Source organism: Agrobacterium sp. rho-8.1 (assembly GCF_033957725.1).
GTDB lineage: Bacteria > Pseudomonadota > Alphaproteobacteria > Rhizobiales > Rhizobiaceae > Agrobacterium.
This window is the reverse complement of record NZ_CP192788.1, coordinates 607312-627525: the sequence shown is the minus strand read 5'-3', so window position 1 is coordinate 627525 and position 20214 is coordinate 607312. Positions and strand designations below refer to the sequence as shown.

22 protein-coding genes are annotated in these 20214 nt (G+C 56.9%); 8 read left to right on the top strand and 14 right to left on the bottom strand.

Annotation, left to right across the window (positions count from 1 at the left end; genetic code table 11):
* Positions 1-2: 2 nt before the first annotated feature.
* The 3 genes from RMR21_RS03080 (at position 3) to RMR21_RS03070 (ending at position 4853) form a co-directional block, all read left to right on the top strand.
* Positions 3-1298: a M16 family metallopeptidase gene (locus RMR21_RS03080; RefSeq protein WP_498669252.1), complete on the top strand. Its 1296-nt coding sequence runs from the start codon at positions 3-5 to the stop codon at positions 1296-1298.
* Between the two features lie 47 nt (positions 1299-1345).
* Positions 1346-1936 (top strand): GNAT family N-acetyltransferase, encoded by a 591-nt coding sequence (locus RMR21_RS03075; protein ID WP_498669251.1) that lies wholly within the window; start codon positions 1346-1348, stop codon positions 1934-1936.
* Between the two features lie 73 nt (positions 1937-2009).
* On the top strand, positions 2010-4853 hold the full coding sequence (locus RMR21_RS03070; RefSeq protein WP_498670228.1) for an EAL domain-containing protein: 2844 nt from the start codon (positions 2010-2012) through the stop codon (positions 4851-4853).
* Here the strand turns inward: RMR21_RS03070 and RMR21_RS03065 are convergent.
* The 3 genes from RMR21_RS03065 to RMR21_RS03055 form a co-directional block, all read right to left on the bottom strand.
* On the bottom strand, positions 4832-5977 hold the full coding sequence (locus RMR21_RS03065) for a zinc-binding metallopeptidase family protein (RefSeq protein ID WP_498669250.1): 1146 nt from the start codon (positions 5975-5977) through the stop codon (positions 4832-4834). The two genes, RMR21_RS03070 and RMR21_RS03065, sit on opposite strands and share 22 nt — an antisense overlap.
* A gap of 159 nt (positions 5978-6136) precedes the next feature.
* A complete protein-coding gene (locus tag RMR21_RS03060) occupies positions 6137-6328 on the bottom strand; it encodes a CsbD family protein (protein ID WP_498669249.1) in 192 nt (63 codons plus the stop codon).
* Between the two features lie 95 nt (positions 6329-6423).
* Entirely contained in the window at positions 6424-7029 is a 606-nt protein-coding gene (locus RMR21_RS03055) for a YqgE/AlgH family protein (protein ID WP_174152279.1), read from the bottom strand.
* A gap of 160 nt (positions 7030-7189) precedes the next feature.
* Between RMR21_RS03055 and RMR21_RS03050 the strand changes: the two genes are divergently transcribed.
* The 5 genes from RMR21_RS03050 (at position 7190) to RMR21_RS03030 (ending at position 11461) form a co-directional block, all read left to right on the top strand.
* On the top strand, positions 7190-8038 hold the full coding sequence (locus RMR21_RS03050) for a protein-disulfide reductase DsbD domain-containing protein (protein WP_498669248.1): 849 nt from the start codon (positions 7190-7192) through the stop codon (positions 8036-8038).
* 78 nt (positions 8039-8116) lie between these two features.
* Positions 8117-8602 carry a peroxiredoxin gene (locus tag RMR21_RS03045; RefSeq protein WP_498669247.1) on the top strand — a complete coding sequence of 162 codons (486 nt, stop codon included), beginning with the start codon at positions 8117-8119 and terminating at the stop codon, positions 8600-8602.
* 327 nt (positions 8603-8929) lie between these two features.
* Positions 8930-9673, top strand: a complete 744-nt coding sequence (locus RMR21_RS03040; RefSeq protein ID WP_498669246.1) for a metal ABC transporter ATP-binding protein — start codon at positions 8930-8932, stop codon at positions 9671-9673.
* Positions 9670-10542, top strand: a complete 873-nt coding sequence (locus RMR21_RS03035) for a metal ABC transporter permease (RefSeq protein ID WP_498669245.1) — start codon at positions 9670-9672, stop codon at positions 10540-10542. Before RMR21_RS03040 ends, RMR21_RS03035 begins: the two co-directional genes overlap by 4 nt.
* A 19-nt stretch (positions 10543-10561) precedes the next feature.
* Entirely contained in the window at positions 10562-11461 is a 900-nt protein-coding gene (locus tag RMR21_RS03030) for a metal ABC transporter solute-binding protein, Zn/Mn family (protein WP_498669244.1), read from the top strand.
* 65 nt (positions 11462-11526) lie between these two features.
* Here the strand turns inward: RMR21_RS03030 and RMR21_RS03025 are convergent, their stop codons facing one another.
* The 11 genes from RMR21_RS03025 to ctaD all read right to left on the bottom strand — a co-directional run bounded on the left by RMR21_RS03025 (position 11527) and on the right by ctaD (position 20199).
* Positions 11527-11835 carry a Dabb family protein gene (locus RMR21_RS03025; RefSeq protein WP_498669243.1) on the bottom strand — a complete coding sequence of 103 codons (309 nt, stop codon included), beginning with the start codon at positions 11833-11835 and terminating at the stop codon, positions 11527-11529.
* Positions 11836-11955: 120 nt separating this feature from the next.
* Entirely contained in the window at positions 11956-12396 is a 441-nt protein-coding gene (gene rnhA / locus RMR21_RS03020; RefSeq protein ID WP_498669242.1) for a ribonuclease HI, read from the bottom strand.
* Positions 12393-13361, bottom strand: a complete 969-nt coding sequence (locus tag RMR21_RS03015; RefSeq protein WP_498669241.1) for a homoserine kinase — start codon at positions 13359-13361, stop codon at positions 12393-12395. The genes rnhA and RMR21_RS03015 overlap by 4 nt, the downstream gene beginning before the upstream one ends.
* Before the next feature lie 38 nt (positions 13362-13399).
* Entirely contained in the window at positions 13400-14446 is a 1047-nt protein-coding gene (gene ispH, locus RMR21_RS03010; protein ID WP_498669240.1) for a 4-hydroxy-3-methylbut-2-enyl diphosphate reductase, read from the bottom strand.
* 26 nt (positions 14447-14472) lie between these two features.
* On the bottom strand, positions 14473-15249 hold the full coding sequence (locus RMR21_RS03005; protein ID WP_498669239.1) for an SURF1 family protein: 777 nt from the start codon (positions 15247-15249) through the stop codon (positions 14473-14475).
* Complete coding sequence (locus RMR21_RS03000) at positions 15218-15604, bottom strand: DUF983 domain-containing protein (protein ID WP_498669238.1); 387 nt, start codon at positions 15602-15604, stop codon at positions 15218-15220. Before RMR21_RS03000 ends, RMR21_RS03005 begins: the two co-directional genes overlap by 32 nt.
* Before the next feature lie 85 nt (positions 15605-15689).
* A complete protein-coding gene (locus RMR21_RS02995) occupies positions 15690-16565 on the bottom strand; it encodes a cytochrome c oxidase subunit 3 (RefSeq protein ID WP_498669237.1) in 876 nt (291 codons plus the stop codon).
* A 105-nt stretch (positions 16566-16670) separates the two neighbouring features.
* Positions 16671-17273, bottom strand: a complete 603-nt coding sequence (locus tag RMR21_RS02990; RefSeq protein WP_498669235.1) for a cytochrome c oxidase assembly protein — start codon at positions 17271-17273, stop codon at positions 16671-16673.
* 28 nt (positions 17274-17301) lie between these two features.
* Positions 17302-17433 carry a cytochrome c oxidase system small membrane protein gene (locus tag RMR21_RS02985; protein WP_498669234.1) on the bottom strand — a complete coding sequence of 44 codons (132 nt, stop codon included), beginning with the start codon at positions 17431-17433 and terminating at the stop codon, positions 17302-17304.
* Entirely contained in the window at positions 17433-18386 is a 954-nt protein-coding gene (locus RMR21_RS02980; RefSeq protein WP_498670227.1) for a heme o synthase, read from the bottom strand. Before RMR21_RS02980 ends, RMR21_RS02985 begins: the two co-directional genes overlap by 1 nt.
* A 118-nt stretch (positions 18387-18504) precedes the next feature.
* Positions 18505-20199 carry a cytochrome c oxidase subunit I gene (ctaD, locus tag RMR21_RS02975; RefSeq protein ID WP_498669233.1) on the bottom strand — a complete coding sequence of 565 codons (1695 nt, stop codon included), beginning with the start codon at positions 20197-20199 and terminating at the stop codon, positions 18505-18507.
* Positions 20200-20214: the final 15 nt, after the last annotated feature.

Below are 20214 nucleotides of genomic sequence, written 5' to 3'. Positions count from 1 at the left end.
ATATGAGTGTAAATGTAACCCGGCTTTCGTCCGGGTTGACCGTTGTTACGGAAAAAATGCCGCATCTCGAAAGCGTTGCGCTCGGAGTGTGGATCAAATCCGGCTCCCGGAACGAGACCGATGACGAGCACGGCATCGCGCATCTTCTTGAGCATATGGCGTTCAAGGGGACGGCGCGCCGGACAGCCAGGCAGATTGCTGAGCAGATCGAGAATGTCGGTGGCGAGGTCAATGCTGCGACGTCGACAGAGACGACATCCTACTACGCCCGCGTTCTGAAAGACCATGTTCCGCTCGCGGTCGATATCCTTGCCGATATCCTCACGGAATCGGCTTTCGATGAGGCGGAGCTGGAACGGGAAAAAAACGTTATTCTGCAGGAAATCGGGGCTGCAACAGATACCCCCGACGACGTGCTGTTCGACAATTTCTCCGGCGTCGCGTACCGCGACCAAACCATTGGCCGCCCTATTCTGGGCACACCTGATACCGTGCAGTCCTTCACGACTGGTCAGATTCGCCATTATCTCGCGCGCAATTATACGACTGACCGCATCTTCGTGGTCGCTGCGGGTGCGGTGGATCATGATAGCTTCGTCAAGCAGGTCGAGGAGCGTTTTGCTGGCCTGCCGCAGATGCCAGCGGCAACGCCGGTCATGGAACAAGCTATCTATACCGGCGGTGAAATCCGCGAGACCCGCGATCTGATGGATGCCCAGGTGCTTCTCGGTTTCGAGGGCAAGGCCTACCACGCACGTGACTTCTACTGTTCGCAGATCCTTGCCAATATTCTGGGCGGCGGCATGTCATCTCGCCTGTTTCAGGAAGTGCGGGAATATCGCGGTCTTTGCTATTCGGTCTATGCCTTCCATTGGGGCTTTTCCGACACCGGCATCTTCGGCATTCACGCCGCAACCGGCAGCAGCGATTTGCCGGAACTGGTTCCTGTGATTATTGACGAACTTCGCAAGTCGTCGCAAACCATCCATCAGGAAGAAATCGACCGCGCTCGTGCACAGATCCGCGCGCAATTGTTGATGGGGCAGGAAAGCCCTGCGGCGCGCGCCGGACAGATCGCCCGGCAGATGATGCTTTACGGCAGGCCTATTCCCAATGACGAAATGATGCAGCGTCTGGGGGATATTACGACCGGACGATTGACCGATCTTGCAGGACGTCTGTTTTTCGATACAGTTCCGACGTTATCTGCCATCGGCCCATTGGAAAACCTCTTGCCGCTTTCGGATATCACGGCAGAGCTTTCCGCAACGCCGTCCGTCAAAATGGCAAACGGCTAACGCCCAGCGGCAAGTATCCGTGGCAAGTGGATGAGGTCTGACCTTATATGCTGCGTTTCCTTTCCCGTAACAGCGATACGCCTGAACTGCGCAATGCTGATTATCTGCTCAGATTGCCGCGCTATTCTGATTATCGACAATGGTACCAACTGCGTTCGGAAAGCCGACAGTTCCTGCAACCATGGGAGCCGACATGGCGTAGCGACGAGCTGACAGAAAGCTCCTACCGGGTGCGTGTGACGCGCAATTCCCAGGAATTTTCCTCGGGAATGGCGGCGTCTCTTCTCCTCTTCAATAACCAGCAAGTGCTTCTAGGCGGCATCACCATCGGTCATATCCGGCGGGGTGCGGCGCAAAGCTGCATGATCGGATACTGGATGGGGCAGCCATATGCTGCCCAAGGCCATATGTCTGCCGCATTAAAGCTGGTAATACCCTACATCTTTAACGGACTTCAGTTGCACCGTATTGAGGCAGCCTGTATTCCAGAGAACTTCAAAAGCATACGGCTGCTTGAAAACGCCGGATTTCAGCAAGAAGGTCTCTTGCGGGAATATCTGAAAATAAACGGCGAGTGGCGGGACCACCTCATGTTCTCCCTCATCACCGACAAGCAAAATCCCGGCGGGACGCAGTAGATAGATGAGATATATTAGCCTTGCGTCGCGCCTCGTTGGACGTTTTGTGGCCGCAGCGCGCTTTTTGCCCTTGATGCTTGTCTGCGTGTTTTTCGCCGCACAAGCCCAAGCCTTCGAGCCCGTTAAGATCTCCCGCGACGACACCGCACTGGACCTGACGGCGACGACCGATATCCATGCCAATCAGGGAGAGGCCTTCCAGGTCTCCACCGCTCCCGGTCCAGACGGCATTCGACGGCGCATCGAGGTTCGGGCCTCCTCGCCCACGCATCAGGGCGATTGGGCGGTCTTTGCACTTGCCAATGTGTCCGAAGAGCAGTTGGAGCGCGTGATTGTCGCGCCGCATTTCCGTCTGGTGAATTCCAAGCTTTTCTGGCCCGATCTCGGTTCGCAACGCATCATCGCGATTACGCCCAGCGAAGGTTTTGCGCTGGACCGACAGCCGAGCCCCGACGCCGATGTGTTCCGCATCACACTGAACCCCGGCGCCGTCATCACCTTCGTCGCGGAACTTTCCACCCCGCAACTGCCGCAAATCTATCTGTGGGAACCGGAAGCCTACAAGGACACGATCAACGCCTTCACGCTGTATCGCGGCATCGTTCTCGGTATTGCCGGTCTTCTCGCCGTGCTCCTCACCATTCTCTTCGTCGTCAGAGGCACCTCCGTTCTGCCCGCATCGGCAGCACTGTCCTGGGCGGTTCTTGCTTATATCTGCGTGGATTTCGGATTTCTGGAAAAGCTGATTACCGTCACGTCCAGCGACCAGCGAATATGGCGCGCGGGTGCCGAAGTGGCGCTCGCTTCCAGTTTTGTGGTCTTCCTGTTTACCTATCTGAACCTGAACCGGTGGCACGCGCATCTGGGTTATGCGACATTTGCGTGGATCATCGGGCTTGGTACGCTGTTTGGCGTCGCCATTTATGACCCTTCCATCGCGTCGGGCATTGCGCGGCTTTCCTTTGCACTGACAGCGACTGCGGGGCTGTTACTGATCATCTATCTCGGCTTCAACCGGTACGACCGCGCCATTTTGCTGGTGCCGTCCTGGGCCCTCATTCTGGTCTGGCTCTTTGGAAGCTGGTTGACGGTCACTGGGCAACTGGACAACGATATCGTACAACCAGCCCTCGGCGGTGGATTGGTTCTGATCGTGCTCTTGATCGGTTTTACCGTCATCCAGCATGCCTTCGCAGGCAGCGCCTATCAGCAAGGCTTGTTTTCAGATCTCGAGCGACAGTCTCTGGCGCTGACCGGCAGCGGCGATACCGTGTGGGACTGGGATGTAACGCGCGACCGCATCGTCACAACGCCTGACGTTTCGGTCAAACTCGGGCTGAACCCCGGCACCATGCATGGTGCTGCGAGAAACTGGATCCCGCGTCTGCATCCCGATGACCGCGACCGCTTCAAGGCGACGCTCGACGTGCTGCTTGATCATCGCAAGGGACGCCTCAACCACGAATTCCGCATCAGAGCCGAAGACGGACATTTCCACTGGCTGCAAATTCGTGCGCGCCCCGTACTGGGCTCAAATGGCGAAATCATCCGCTGCGTCGGTACCATCACCGATATTACCGAACAGAAGAACTCCGTCGAGCGGCTGTTGCAGGATGCGTTGAGCGACAATCTGACCGGTCTTCCGAACCGTCAGGTCTTTCTCGACCGCCTGCAATCGGTCCTTAACCTCGCACCGGAGGGCGAAACCGTGCGCCCCACGGTGATGGCAATCGATATCGACCGTTACAAGCTGGTCAACGACACGCTGGGCATCGCCGCTGGTGACAATATTCTGATCGCTTTGACCCGCCGTCTGCGACGTCTGCTGAAACCACAAGACACGCTCGCCCGCCTTTCCGGCGATGAGTTCGGTCTCATTCTCGTGTCGGAGCGCGACCCGCAGCGTGTTGCTGATTTTGCCGAGGCGGTGAACAAGGCCATCATGGTGCCGATCAACTTCGCCAATCGCGAAATCGTCCTGACGGCGTCCATCGGTCTCGTGTCATGGATCGACCAGCAGGAGAATGCCGCCGGTCTTTTGAGCGACGCCGAACTTGCCATGTACCGGGCCAAGCGCGCAGGCGGCAACCGTGTCGAGCCGTTCCGCCCTGCTTTCCGCACGTCCGGGACAGACCGCTTGCAGATGGAGAGCGATCTGCGCCGTGCGATCGAACGAAAGGAACTGTCGCTCGCCTATCAGCCGATCATCAAGCTCGACAATGGCGATCTGGCCGGTTTCGAGGCGCTGATGCGCTGGGAGCATCCGAAGCGCGGCGCCATACCGCCAAGCGAATTCATCCCAATAGCCGAGGCTTCGGGGCTTATCGAACCTCTGGGTATGTTTGCGCTGGAGCGCGCGGCGAATGATCTGATGGACTGGCAGCATGCCATAGACAAGCTGCCGATCTTCATCTCGGTAAATATTTCCAGCGCCCAGCTTTTGAACAACGAGCTCTACAATGATGTGCGCAGCATGTTGCAGCGGACCCGTTGCAACCCCAAACAGCTGAAGCTGGAGCTGACCGAATCCATCGTTATGGAGAACCCGGAACAGGCGCGGCTGGTTCTGGCGAAGCTGAAGGAAACTGGCCTTAGCCTCGCTCTTGATGATTTCGGCACGGGTTACTCGTCGCTTGCCTATCTCACGCGCTTTCCGTTCGACACGATCAAGCTGGACAAGGCGTTGGTCGCCAACACCAGCGACAAGCGAAATGTACTATTGCGCTCCATTATCGCGATGGCGCGCGCTCTGGACATGCAGGTGGTTGCCGAGGGGATAGAAACGCCCGAGGATGCCGCAGAGCTTGCCCGCATGAATTGTCATTACGGGCAAAGCTTCCTGTTCGGCACGCCGGATACGCCGGATGCGGCGCTTCGGCTTCTGAAAGAACGCTATCAGGTTGTGAAAAGAGCCTGATTTTGCTCAGTTGGCTGCTGTGGCGGCTGTGCTTGTGAGTGTATCTCGTTCTGCTGCTGCGCCGGGATCTGTCCGTGCAGAAGCTGGTGCATGAATTCGAGTTTATCGACCACCGCTGGCGCCAGCACAAACGGGTACAAATCCGCCTCTCCCATGCTGCGCTGCATGGAATTGAGGGCAACGCTCAATGGTATCCAGGCGCTGACCAGTTGTTTGGCACTGCGGGCACGATAGGGGTCAAAGCTGACATCGGCCTCCAGTTCTTGATGCCCTTCCGGCTCGATGGCAATACCGAAGGCATGCGCTGTCTCCAGCGTGTCGACGATATGCAGATAATGCGCAAAGCATTCCGCAAAATCTTCCCAGGGATGAACCGAAGCATAGGAACTGATGAAGCTTTGCTGCCAGCCAAGCTGCGGGCCTTGATCATAGTTGCGCTTCAGGGCTTCGCCATAATCGGCGCGGTCATCTCCAAAGACCGCGCGGCACGCATCCAGCCTGTTGGCGTCACGGACCAATTTGTTCCAGATGAAGTGGCCGACCTCATGGCGGAAATGGCCGAGCATGGTGCGGTATGGCTCGTTCATATTGCTTTTGATCTGCTCACGCGTCGCGTCGTCCGATTCTGCGGCGCGAATGGCGATCAATCCCTCGTCGTGGCCGGTCATGGCCGGAATGATCGAGCCGTCAGCCGCGACCTCATCCACGAGAAAGTCGAAGACGAGACCGCCTTGCGGATCGACGTCGCGGTTGGGATGCGGCAGGCCGAGACGGAGAATGGAATAAAACAGATGGCGTTGCGCCTGGCTCAACCGACGCCACTGCTCCACGCCCTCTTCTTTCGAGACGTCCGGCACCAGCCTGTTATGGCTGCAAGCGGGACAGAAATTGCTGTTGCTTTCCGCAGGCACGGACCAATTGCAGATGTCGTTCACCTCATTGGCACAAAATCGGATCTGGCGCGCCGGGTTTGCGACCAATGACCAGTTCGGATCGCCAGCAGGCTCGATCGCCTCCATTGTGAGTGTCTGGGGTACGAAGACCAGACGATGCCCGCAATTGACGCAGGACCGGTTGTCAAAATGGACAAGCTGCCCACAGGCCGCGCATGAGAATAGCTGCATTTCCGGCTCCTAAAAAACACCGAACCGGAAGCCTCCCAATTGAGGTCACAGGACGGTTCGGTGTTGAGAACGGTTTGATAGAGATGAAAAAGCGCACGTGTCGACAACAACACATGCGCTTAAAATTTCATGGCCGACAATACGTCAACCGTTAATTCATTAGATGCGGTCAACCGCGCCCTTTACGGCGTCCTTGGCTTTACCGGTCGTGGACTGAATCTTGCCCTTGGTTTCCTGCGCTGCACCTTCGGCTTCCAGACGATCGTTGTCTGTTGCGGAGCCAATGCCCTGCTTTACCTTGCCAGCGATTTCATTGGCCTTGCCAGCGACTTTATCAGACATGCTACCCATGATGCTTCTCCCTAGTTTTTAAACCAGACTTGGTGCTGGCAACCGGTGTAAAAACGTCATCAGTCAAATTTTAGTTCCGCTAAATTTTAAATTCCTCAAGCATGACCCGCTTGCGCCGACAGCATTCTGGGATCGACGCCCAGAAGCCCCAATGCGCGTTCGTATTTGTTGTCCAGCGTTCGATCAAAGATGAGCTCTTCGGACGCCGGGCAGTTCAGCCAGCCATTGCTGGCCATTTCGTTTTCCAGCTGGCCAGCACCCCAACCTGCGTAGCCCAACAGCATGGTGGCCCGGTCCGGCCCCTGCCCGCTGGAAATCGCGCGCACGATATCCAGCGTCGATGTCAAAGAGATATCATCGCTGACGGGAATACTGGATTCGCTGCTGTAGTCATCCGAGTGCAGGACAAAGCCACGACCTGCTTCCACCGGCCCGCCGCATTGAACGGGAAAATCGCGGGTCTGGGTGGGTAGCATGATGGCGTCGGTCTGGTTCATCATCTTCAAGTGCAGAAGCAGGTCGGTGAAGGTGATCTGCTGGCTACGATTGATGATGAAGCCCATGGCACCCGCATCAGAATGCGCGCAGATATAGACAACGGAACGCTCGAAAGCCCCACCCTCCAGCCCCGGCATGGCGATGAGAAAATGGCCATCCAGGAAGCCTCTTTCTCTCTTGTTCAAAAGGGTCGAAAACGTCACCAGGGCCTCCGGTCTGCGGTACTCTGGCGCGACACCGGTACGGCATAATGGTTGGTCATGGTGTCAGGATGCGGCATGAAGGACAATCAATCAACCGAAAATGATGAACGGGTGAAAATCGTAACTTGGCCCCCGGCGCGGGTTAGGTTAGACCGAAAACATGAACGCCAAAGACTTTTTTATCACGCGCGCATCGTTGCCCGTATTTGCTCTCATGGTGGCAGCCGCCTTCATTCCCAGACTGGCGCATGCCGATACGACGGAGTGGGCGCAAAGCGAGGGCGGACGCATGCGCGTTATCAGTCTGCCTGCCGATGCCAATGGCCGCATTGATGCGGTCTTGCAGATCGACCTGAAACCCGGTTGGATCACCTATTGGCGTGAGCCTGGCGAATCGGGCATCCCACCGACGATCACGCTCGACAAGACGAGCGAAGCAAGCTTGGCATCCTTGTCGTTCCCTGTGCCAAAGCTGATCAAGAACGACGAAATTGAAGATATCGGTTACGATGCTTCCGTGTCGCTGCCGTTCGTGCTGCAGTCCCAACCCGGCTCAAACAGCGAAAAGGCACGACTGACAGCCTTTATCGGCGTGTGCCTCAATATCTGCATTCCGTTTGAGGCCGCTTTCGAAATCGACAAGGGCGCGGAAAAGACGGCGACGCAGCCAGAGATGGATGCCATCGCTGCGGCAAAAGCAACCTTGCCCTCACCGCCAACGGATGATTTCAGGGTTGAGAATTTTCACATCACGCCTGACAAGACGTTGCTTGGCGTGAACCTGCGCTTGCCGGAAAATTCGCCCAAGGAAACCGACATTTTTGTCGCCGGACCATCGGGCTACGCCTATTTCGAACCACAGAACATGGTGCGTGACAAGCGCAAGCTATCCTTTTACATGAACATCAAAGGTCTACCGAAATCCTATAATCCGCGGGGGCAGCGCTGGATGATTCTGGTCAAATCCGGGGATCAGGTCATGGAAGCATCACTGGAATTTCCGCAGTGAGAAACGCCAAAAATCGTTGGCGACTTTGTAAAATCATCCTTTATAGTCGCGCCGGATCATTGCCACAGGAGCGATATTATGACCATCAAGATCGGCGACAAACTCCCCTCTGCGACATTTAAGGAAAAGACGGCCGACGGCCCTGTCGATACCACCACGGACGCCCTTTTCGGCGGCAAGAAGGTTGTTGTCTTCGCCGTTCCAGGCGCGTTTACTCCCACCTGCTCTCTCAACCACCTGCCCGGCTATCTCGAAAACCGTGATGCCATTCTGGCCCGGGGCGTAGACGATATCGCCGTTATCGCCGTCAACGACTGGCACGTCATGGGCGCTTGGGCTCAATCTTCGGGCGGACAGGGCAAAATTCACTTCCTGGCGGATTGGGATGCCGCCTTCACCAAGGCACTTGGACTTGATGCTGACCTGTCTGCGGGCAGCCTTGGCGTGCGCTCCAAGCGCTATTCCATGCTGGTGGAAGACGGCGTTGTAAAATCTCTCAACGTGGAAGAAAACCCCGGCCAGGCAACCGTTTCATCTGCCGCAACGATGATCGAACAGCTTTAATCCGATTTTCATTTGTATCCTCGGGCTTGGCCCGAGGATTTTCTTATTGCCCTGGGGCGTCCCAGGCAGTTGATGCTCGCCGATCGGCATGGCGGCATCGGCAAAAATCCCCCACACAGTCCCATCCATGCCATTCAAAACCAGGCCTTTCTTCCGCCGCAATTGTTATATCATTACAGTAATTATATAACATTATTGTGAGCATCCGATGCTGCATCATTTCTCCCTCTACCGGCTACTGCACCAATCCGTTCCTACCCGCCTTTTCATCGTTGCTATCGTTATCATCCCTTTATGGCTAGCCATTCGATGGGCGGTGCTTGTGTCATGAGTGATGCCGCCGTGCTGACAATCGACAACCTGACAGTCGCCTATGATCGTCATCCCGCCGTCCATCACGTATCGGGCAGCTTCAACGCAGGAAGCCTCACAGCCATTGCGGGGCCAAATGGCGCGGGAAAATCTACGCTGCTGAAGGCGATCATGGGTGATATCAAGGCTTCCCAGGGCAGCATTGTCCATGCCCTGAAACGGGCTGAGTTCGGATACCTTCCGCAGGCCGCGGACATCAACAGACGATTTCCCATCTCGGTACTGGAAACAGTGGTGCTGGGCGCTTGGAAAACCGCTGGAGCCTTTGGCAGCATCGGTAGATATGAGGAAAGGCGGGCGCATGAGGCGCTGGCATCCGTTGGGTTGGCGGGTTTCGAAAACCGCTCCATCGGGGCGCTTTCTGCCGGCCAGTTTCAGCGCGTTCTCTTCGCAAGGCTGCTGCTGCAAGATGCGAGCGTCATTCTTCTGGACGAACCCTTCACTGCCATCGATGCGCGTACGACCCGCGACCTCCTGGGCATTGTTACCCGCTGGCACGGCGAAGGTCGCACCGTCGTTGCCGTGCTGCATGATTTCGAACAGGTTCGCGCGCATTTTCCCGAAACGCTTCTGATCGCGCGCGAATTGATCGCGTGGGGTCCGACACAGCAGGTCATGTCACCAATCAACCTTGTGCGCGCCCGCACCATGGCCGAGCGGTGGGACGACACCAGCGATGTCTGCGAGCCCGCAGCATGACGGCTTACGATATCTTCCTTGCGCCATTTCAGGATTACGGCTTCATGCGCCGGGCGTTGATCGCCTGCTTTTGCCTTGCCGCCGGTGCCAGCCCCATTGGCGTTTTCCTGATGTTGCGGCGGATGAGCCTCATGGGCGATGCACTCAGCCACGCCATTTTGCCGGGAGCGGCCATCGGCTATCTGATTGCCGGATCGCTCTCCTTGACCGCCATGGGCCTCGGCGGACTGGTTGCGGGACTGTCGGTCGCGCTTCTATCCGGCATCGTCAGCCGCATCACGCCGCTACAGGAAGATGCGAGTTTTGCGAGTTTTTATCTGGCATCGCTGGCACTGGGCGTTCTGATTGTTTCCCTGCACGGATCGAATGTCGACCTTCTGCACGTGCTGTTCGGAACGATCCTCGCGATAGATGCTGCGGCCCTCTATCAGATCGGCGCCATCACGTCGCTGACGCTGATCGTCCTCGCCGTCATCTACCGCCCTTTGGTTACAGAATGTTTTGACCCCGGCTTTCTCAGAGCCGTTGGCGGGCGCGGGCCGATATACCACGTCGTGTTTCTGGTGCTGGTCGTCATCAATCTGGTGGCGAGCTTTCAGGCACTCGGCACGCTGATGGCCGTGGGGCTGATGATGCTGCCGGCAGCCATCGCGCAATTATGGACACGTAGCCTGCCCGCCATGTTGATCCTTGCCACGGTGAGTGCCGCCGTCTCGGGCTATGTCGGTCTCGTCGTATCCTACCATTTCGAGCTTGCCTCCGGGCCGACCATCATCATGGCTGCAACATGCCTCTACGGGCTGTCCATTCTGGCAGCACCGGCTGGTGTCGCAGGCCGCTATTTCACCCGCCCGCACTTAAAGGGCTAACCCTAGGAGACCTCCTACCATGCTGTGCCGCACATATCTTCTGACTGCCGCTGCCCTACCCGCCATTTTGGCCTTCTCCGCGCCCGTCTCCGCTGCCGAACTGAAGGCCGTCGCCTCCTTCACCGTGCTGGCCGATGTGGTGAAACAGGTGGGCGGCAAACACGTGACGGTGACGAGCCTCGTCAAGCCGGATGGCGATCCGCATGAATTCGAACCATCGCCATCAGACGCGAAAAGCCTGAAGGCCGCAGACGTTGTTTTCGTCAGCGGCCTTGGACTTGAAGGATGGATGGACCGCCTGATTTCCGCATCCGGCACCAAGAGCATACCGGTAACGGTATCGGACGGTATCGAAACAAGCAGCATGGAAGAGGACGGCAAAACCATCACCGATCCTCACGTCTGGAACAGCCCTATCAACGTAAAGACATGGGTGAAGAACATCGAAACGACGCTTGCTGCCGCTGATCCTGCCGATGCCCGGGACTTCAAGACCAACGCCGACGCCTATATCAAGACGCTGGATGAGCTCGACGCCTTTGCCCACGCCAAGTTCGATCCCATCCCAGCAGATCGCCGCAAGGTACTGACCAGCCACGATGCCTTCGGTTACTTCGGGCGCGAATACAAGGTGACGTTCCTGTCGCCATTGGGGGTCTCGACCGAAACGGAAGCGTCTGCCGGAGACGTCGCCAAGCTGATCGAGCAGATCAAGGCGGAGAATGTGAAGACATACTTTTTCGAAAGCTCCAATGACCCGCGTCTGGTCAAGCAGGTGGCCAAGGCAACCGGTGCCAAGCCGGGTGGCGAGCTTTATGTGGAAGCGCTCTCGAAAGCCAATGGCCCTGCCCCGACCTATGAGAAGATGTTCCGCTACAATGTCGAACAACTGGCCTCGGCCATCAACAAATCCAGCTAAGGCCTGAATCAAAAAGAGGTGCAGAACCGTTCTGCACCTCTTCGTATCTCACAGTCGGCCTCTGCTCAGGCCGCCATATCGAACACCAGAAGACCGGCTGCGCCGCCATCCACAAGGCCCATCAACCGTTCGCCAACATCCATATGTTTGGGATGTGCCAGATATTCGTCGCGCGCTTCGATGCTGTCCAGCGTCACGATGAAGCCATCCATGAAGCCGCCGTTCAGGCCTTCGGATGAGACATTCTGGCCGTACTGAACATCTGCAATGCCCGGAATGACGTCTTTTAGTGCAGTGATAGCCTCGAAGATACCCTGTTTTTCGCCTGTCGTCGTTGCCGACTTGAAGCGTATGAATACGCAATGCATGATCATGAAGTGTCCCTCGCCTGTTTTGTATTTTGCCAGCAAGATAGGTTCCGACGCGTGATGCGCAACCCCAAATGCATGTGAGTACGCAAGCTCGCGAAGACGGGAGGTCTTGCGCTCCTTGGTCTATCGGCGTTTGAACGGCTCCATACCCTTACGCGCAAGTTCGTCGGCGCGTTCATTCTCAGGGTGTCCGGCATGGCCTTTGACCCAGTGCAGAGTGACCTTGTGGCGCTCCCTTGCGAGTTCCAGCGCCTGCCAGAGCTCGACATTTTTCACCGGCTTGTTGTCGGCGGTCTTCCAACCTTTTTTCTTCCAGCCGAAAATCCACTTGGTAATGCCGTCCTTCACGTAAGCGCTGTCAGTGTAGAGATCGACCTCGCAGGGCGACTTCAAGGCATTCAGCGATGAAATGGCCGCCATCAGCTCCATGCGATTGTTGGTGGTATCAGCCTCGCCGCCGCAGAGTTCCTTTTCAGTCTCACCGTAGCGGAGCACAGCGCCCCAACCGCCCGGCCCCGGATTGCCGGAGCAGGCACCATCGGTAAAAATATCGACATGCTTCATGGTGCAGCCAACCCATACTCGGCCACATTGCCAACGGCGCGGTGGAAGCGCAGTTTGCGCAGATATTCCAGGGGGTCTTTCTTGACGACGAGTGCGCCTTCCGGCGTGGTCAGCCAATCATAAAGACGGGTCAGGAAGAACCGGAGCGCAGAACCGCGCGCCAGAAGCGGCAACGCATCGAGTTCAGCCTGGCTCATAGGCCGCACGGATTGGTAACCCTCCAGCAGTGCCTTGCCCTTGGTGACATTGTAGGAACCATCCTTCTCAAAACACCATGCATTGAGGCAGATCGACACGTCATAGGCCAGGAAATCATTGCAGGCGAAATAGAAGTCGATCAGGCCGGATAGTTCGTCGCCGAGGAAAAACACATTGTCTTGGAACAGGTCGGCGTGGATGACGCCTGTGGGCAGATCCTTCGGCCAGTGTTCCGCAAGGAACGCAAGATCAGTGCTGATTTCCTGCTGCAGGCCATTTTCGACCTCGTCGGCGCGGGCTTGCGATTTCTCCCAGAGGAGCTTCCAGCCTTCGACCGAAAGTGCGTTGGGCCGCTTGAGATCGAATCCTTCACCGGCCAGATGCATGGCGGCGAGTGCCTTGCCGACTTCTCGGCAATGGCGCGCTTCCGGCTTGCGCAGCCACATGCCTTCCAGAAACGAAATGAGAGCCGCAGGTCGCCCCGACAACTCGCCCAGCAATTCACCATCGTGACGTGGTAGCGGCAGGGGACAGGACAGACCCTTTGCGAAAAGATGCTGCTTCAGGCCCAGAAAAAACGGCAGATCGGATTTCTCGACGCGCTTTTCATAGAGCGTGAGGATCAGCGGATCCTTGGTGGTATGAAGCAGGAAGTTGGTATTTTCGACACCTTCAGCGATGCCCTTGTAGGAGGTCAATTCGCCGACATCATATTGCGTCAGAAAATGCTTCAGATCGTCTTCGCTAATATCGGTATAGACTGCCAATTGATGATCTCTTATGCGGGAAACAGGTTGTTAAAGGATCAAACCGCTGGCTTGGGTCTGGACGGCAAAGCGTCGCTTGCCGTTCCATTCACGAAAGCCATATCCTGCGTGGTCAACTCGATATCGCGCAGCTCGCGGTTGACCAGAAAATGCTCGGTCTCCTCAACCGTGACGGCCAGATCGAGCGTGGTGTCATAACGCGCCTTGAAGGCCTGAATGATCTCGTCAACGATGACTTCTGGCGCCGACGCACCCGCAGACAGACCGACAGTCTGTACATCGCCAATGTCGTCCCAATCGATCTCAGCAGCGCGCTGCACCAGCACGGAGCGCTTGGCGCCAGCGCGCAAAGCCACTTCCACCAGCCGCTTGGAGTTGGAGGAGTTCGGCGCACCAACGACGATGAACAAATCGCAACCCGGTGCTGCCTGCTTCACCGCGTCCTGACGGTTGGTGGTGGCGTAACAAATGCTGTCTGCCGCAGGCGCCTGCATGGCCGGAAACCGTTCCTGAAGCTTGGCGATAACGCCTGCTGTATCGTCTACGGAAAGGGTTGTCTGCGTCACGAAGCCCAGATTTTCCGTATCGACCGGCTGGTAACGGGCCGCGTCTTCCACAGTATCGACCAGCGATACAGCGCCCTCAGGAAGTTGTCCCATCGTGCCGATCACTTCCGGGTGGCCCGCATGGCCGATAAGAACGACATGCCGACCGAGGCGCTGGTGGCGCATGGCCTGCTTGTGAACTTTGGACACCAGTGGGCAGGTCGCATCAAGATAAAACAGGTTTCTGGCTTGCGCGTCTTCCGGCACTGATTTCGGCACGCCATGGGCCGAAAAGACAACGGGCTGCTGACGATGCTCAGGCGGGATTTCGTTCAATTCTTCAACGAAGATCGCACCTTTGGCTTCTAGCCCCTCCACGACGTAGCGGTTGTGGACGATCTCATGGCGGACATAGACAGGCGCGCCATAGGCCTTCAACGCCAAAACCACGATCTGGATCGCGCGGTCTACACCGGCGCAAAATCCGCGCGGTCCGCAAAGCCTGATCGTCAGAGGCGGCTTGGAAACGATAACGTTCATTCCTTCTCCTTCAGCCTCCCGGTCTTTCATCCACGTGAATTTCGTCTACCCCGGACATAGGCAAAACCGACCACGATGACAAGGGCGAGCGCCAATCCGTACCAAGTAATCGCATATTGGAGGTGACTATTTGGCAGATCGATCAGCGTCACGCCACCCTTGGGCCAGCCGCCGGGATTAGGCGTGGTATCGGCATCCACGAAAAACGGCACGACCTGACCGATTGGCAGACCGGCACTCCTGACCATGGCTGACAGGTCCTTCCAGTAATAGATATTTTTGACCATATCATTTTCAGGAAGCAGGCTTGACGGTTTCGCATCAAGCCGTGCGCGCGCCAAGCCTTGAACGGTCACGACGCCGGGCACCTGACCGGCGGCACGCTTGGCTGGCTCTTTCATGTCATAGAGCACGAAACCGCGATTGACGAAGATCGACCGTCCATCCGGCAGACGAAGCGGCGTGTAGATGTAATAACCGGTCTGCCCTCGAAAGGTCGCGAAGAAATGCTGCTCCTTGGCATGATCGAAGGTGCCGGAAACTGTTACGGTCCGATATTCGATGTCGCCACCGGATGCGGCCGTCGACTCGATCTGCGCAAGCGGCACGGCAGGGGCCTGTGTGCGCTGCTGGATATCGGCAAGCAGCGCTTCCTTCCAGTACATGCGTTTGACCTGCCACGTGCCCAGTGCGAGGAGGAGCACGAGCGCCAGCAGCACAAGCGGGGCAGCAAACCAGATGCGGCGATGACTGGGCTTGATTGTCTTGCTATCAGTCACGATCAATCCGACCCTCGCTGGCATTGTGGCGATATTGCAAAGCGATCATGATGCCTTTCATCTTGCGCAGCAGGACAAGAGACAGAATTATCGCAAAGGGTATCCAGATCAACGCATGCAGCCAGACGGGAGGCGCAAAGCGCGCATCAAACCAGAGCGCCATACCGATAACGAAAAAACCGACGATAAGCATGACGAAGACGGCGGGCCCCTCACCCGCATCGGCAAAGGCGTAATCGAGGCCGCACGCGCTGCACTTTGGCTTCAGCGTCAAGAAGCCTTTGAACAATTTGCCATGCCCGCACCGCGGGCAGCAACCACGCAAACCAGTTTTGACCGGGTCCACCGGTGGATAGGACGCTTCGTCATCCTGCGTCATCGTATCCCTCCTCCTCAAGATCGTTCAATCCGCAGAAAAACAAAGGGCGGCCCGCGCCGCCCTTTGTTTCATCGATGAATTGGCTTCAACCTGCCAAAGGCGCGCCCCAGCCACCCCAGACGTAGATGGCGAAGAAGAGAAACAACCAGACCACGTCCACGAAGTGCCAGTACCATGCGGCAGCCTCGAAGGCGAAGTGACGTTCGGGTGAGAAATCACCCTTCATGGCGCGCAGCAGGCAAATGAGCAGGAACACCGTGCCCACAAAGACGTGGAAGCCGTGGAAGCCTGTCGCCATGAAGAACGTAGCGCCGTAGATCGAGTTCTTGAAGTCGAATGGCGCGTGCATGTATTCGTAGACCTGCACGAAGGAGAAAAATGCGCCGAGCGCGACCGTCAGCGCCAATCCGTTGACGAGACCCTTGCGATCATTGTGCAACAGCGCATGGTGCGCCCAGGTCACGCAGGTGCCGGATAGCAGAAGAATGACCGTATTATAGAGCGGCAGATGCCAGGGATCGAGAACTTCTATACCCTTGGGCGGCCATTGCCCGCCGGTAAAGGCCAGACGCGACGCCTGGATGGCCTCGTGCGGATAGAGGCTGGCATCGAAATAGGCCCAGAACCACGCCACGAAGAACATGACTTCAGAGGCTATGAACATGATCATGCCGTAACGCAGATGCAGTGAGACGACAGGCGTGTGATGCCCCTCGTGTCCTTCTTTCACCGTATCGGCCCACCACGCGTACATGACGTAGAGAACCATGGCCACGCCGATATAAAACAGCCAAGGGTTGGCAAGCTCCATTCCGAACAGCTTGAACGACCCGCCATTCAGATAGCGGATGTAACAGACACCGCCAAAGGCAAGAAAAAACGCACCAACCGAAGCCATAAGCGGCCAAGGGCTGGGGTCTATGATGTGATAGTCGTGTTTCTTTTGATGTGCGTCTGCCATGTAATCGATCCCCGCAGGCTCTTCCCTGGTCTCACTCGATGCTGTGACCTTTTTTAAAAAAATCACTGAATGCAGCACGACCGATAACGGTCGCACCTCCCTCTCTCAAAGTTTCGTCTCGCCAAGTTCCGTCTTTGCAGGCAAGGACGCAACCGGTTTTTCCGTCTTGGCCGGATAGAATGTATAGGACAGTGTCAACGTATGGATGCCCTTGGTTTCCCGGGCATTCACGATTTCCGGATCGATGAAGAACACCACCGGCATGTCGAGCGTCTCACCCGGCTGCAAGGTCGTTTCGGTGAAGCAGAAGCACTGGACCTTGTTGAAATAGGCGCCGGCCTCCATCGGTGTGACGTTGAAGACGGCGCTGCCCGTGGTAGCGACAGGCGAACGATTGGTGGCCCTGAACATCACCTGCACGGTTTCGCCGATCCTCGGCTCCACTATTTTGTCAACGGGGCGGAAATCCCAGTTCAAGCCGTTGGAGGTGTTGGAGTCAAACGTCACCTTCATCGTCTTGTCGAGAATGACATCCGAATATTGCTCGACGCGCTGTGTGGTGCCGTTATAGCCGGTGACCTGGCAGAACAGCCGGTAGAGCGGAACGGATGCATAGGCCATGCCGACCATGCCGCACACGAAGACCAGACAAAGCACGAGGATCGAGCCATTGCTCGTTGATTTTGCGGTTGTTTGCGTCACTGTCAAATCTCCTCCCTCTCCTGCCGCTCGACGGTCAGAAACCGCCGATTTTTATGATGGTTATAATGTAGAAGAGGACGACGAGAGCAGCCAGGACGATCCCGAGTGCGATATTGCGACCGCGTCTGGATTTCCTCTGTGCGTCGTTCAGCTTGATCGTTTCCATTATGCCGAACCTCCGAGCAACGTCAGGAATGACGGGGCGAGATGATCGGCCAGCAGGCCGGAAAAAATCGCAAACAGATAAAAGACGGAATAGGCAAACATCTTCTTCGCCTGAACCATCCGTTCATCGGCATCAGGCATGCGCCGTACCGAGATGGAGCAGTAGATGAAGATGGCGCTGAGAATAGCGGCGAAGACGCCATAGCCTGCACCCGCAAGACCCGTGAAATAAGGCGCAACCGCAGCGACTGCTGTCAGCACCGCATAGCCGATCATCTGATTCTTGGTGGAACGTTCGCCGGCGACATTCGGCATCATCGGAATGCCGACAGAGCCGTAATCGCGCATCTTGAAGAGAGCCAACGCCCAGAAATGCGCAGGTGTCCACAGGAAGATGATCAGGAACAGGATGGTGCTGTCGAGCGAAACCCCACCGGTGACGCAGGCCCAGCCGAGCATGGGAGGAAAAGCGCCCGCAGCACCACCGATGACGATGTTTTGCGGTGTCGATCGCTTCAGCCACATCGTATAAACGACAGCGTAGAAGAAAATCGTAAAGGCCAGAAGGCCTGCGGCAAACCAGTTGACGGCAAGACCAAGGATTGCGACGGAAAAAACCGAGAGAGTCAGGCCGAAAGCCAGCGCTTCCGTCGGCGCAATACGACCAGACGGAATAGGGCGTTTTGCGGTCCGTGTCATGACCGCATCAATATCGGCATCGTACCACATGTTCAGCGCGCCGGACGCACCAGCGCCCACCGCAATGCACAAGATGGCGACAACGGCCAAGACTGGATGGATGCTGCCTGGAGCCAGAACCAGCCCGGCAAAACCGGTGAACACCACCAGCGACATGACGCGGGGCTTCAACAGTTCGAAATAATCGCGCGCGCTCGCTTCGGAAAGCCTGATGCTATCCATCTCCAGCGTGTCGCGATTGTCGATAACGGTCATATTACCTGCTTTCATAGGAAACGCCGCGCATCGATGCGGCGCTCCTTTGTATCTCTCGTCCGAGCGTGAAACCGACATGTATCATGAACGGTTAAAGCGCACGCTTGGACAAAATGCCTCAGCGGATACGGGGGAGCTGTTCCCACTGGTGATACGGCGGAGGAGATGACAACTGCCATTCGAGCGTCGTCGCACCTTCACCCCATGGGTTGTCACCCGCCACGCGCTTCTTGGCGAAGGCTTCCCAGACGCCGCCGAGAAAGATGAGAACCGCCACAGCCGAGATATAGGAGCCATAGGACGATACCGCGTTCCAACCTGCGTAGGCATCCGGGTAGTCGATGTAACGACGCGGCATGCCAGCAAGACCGAGGAAGTGCTGTGGGAAGAAGATGAGGTTGACGCCGATGAACATGACCCAGAAATGCAGGTTGCCGATCTTCTGGCTGTACATGTAACCGGTGATCTTTGGGAACCAGTAGTACCAGCCCGCGAATATCGCGAACACGGCGCCCAGCGACAGCACGTAATGGAAGTGCGCAACGACATAATAGGTGTCATGCAGTGAGCGGTCGAGACCGGCATTGGCGAGCTGAACGCCTGTCACACCACCCACCGTAAAGAGGAAGATGAAGCCGATGGCCCAGATCATGGGCGTCGAGAACGTCAGAGACCCGCCCCACATCGTTGCGATCCAGGAAAATATCTTGATCCCCGTGGGAACCGCGATGACCATGGTTGCGAAGACGAAGTAGCGCTGCGCTTCGAGCGACAGGCCGACCGTGTACATGTGGTGCGCCCACACGATGAAGCCGACGGCGCCGATGGCGACCATGGCGTACGCCATACCGAGGTAACCGAAGATCGGCTTCTTGGAGAAGGTCGACACGATGTGGCTGATGATGCCGAAGCCGGGCAGGATCAGAATATAAACTTCAGGGTGACCGAAGAACCAGAACAGGTGCTGGTAAAGGATCGGATCACCACCGCCCTCCGGCGAGAAGAACGCGGTGCCGAAGTTGCGGTCTGTCAGCAGCATGGTGATGCCACCGGCCAGAACCGGAAGAGACAGAAGCAGAAGAAACGCAGTGACAAGGACCGACCACGCAAACAGCGGCATCTTGTGCAGGGTCATGCCCGGCGCGCGCATGTTCAAGATGGTGGTGATGAAGTTGATCGCACCCAGGATCGATGACACACCGGCGATGTGGAGCGAAAAAATCGCCAAGTCCACTGCAGGCCCCGGCATCCCGCTCGTCGAGAGCGGCGGATACATGGTCCACCCACCACCGACACCATAAGCGCCTGCAGGTCCCTCCACAAAAAGCGAAAGAAGCAGAAGAATGAAGGCAGGAACAATCAGCCAGAAGGAGATGTTGTTGAGGCGCGGAAACGCCATGTCCGGTGCGCCGATCATGATGGGCACCATCCAGTTGGCGAACCCACCAATCATGGCGGGCATGACCATGAAGAAGATCATGATCAACGCATGCGCTGTGGTGAACACATTGTACATGTGCTTACCGCCATCGATCGCGGCATCGCCTTCAAAACCATAAACCATGGCTGCTAGACCGTGGAAAATCTGAATGCCAGGTTCCTGCAACTCCATGCGCATCACAACCGACAGGCCACCGCCAATGATACCGGCAATGATCGCGAAGATCAGATAGAGCGTGCCGATGTCCTTGTGGTTGGTGGAAAACAACCAGCGCTGAGCAAAGGTCGGCTTGTGCGCATGGTGCGCGTGGTCATCATGAAGAACGTCATGGGCGTGAGAGTGGTGATCGTCGTGTGCGGATGGTCCAGCCATTGTCCTCACTCCTTA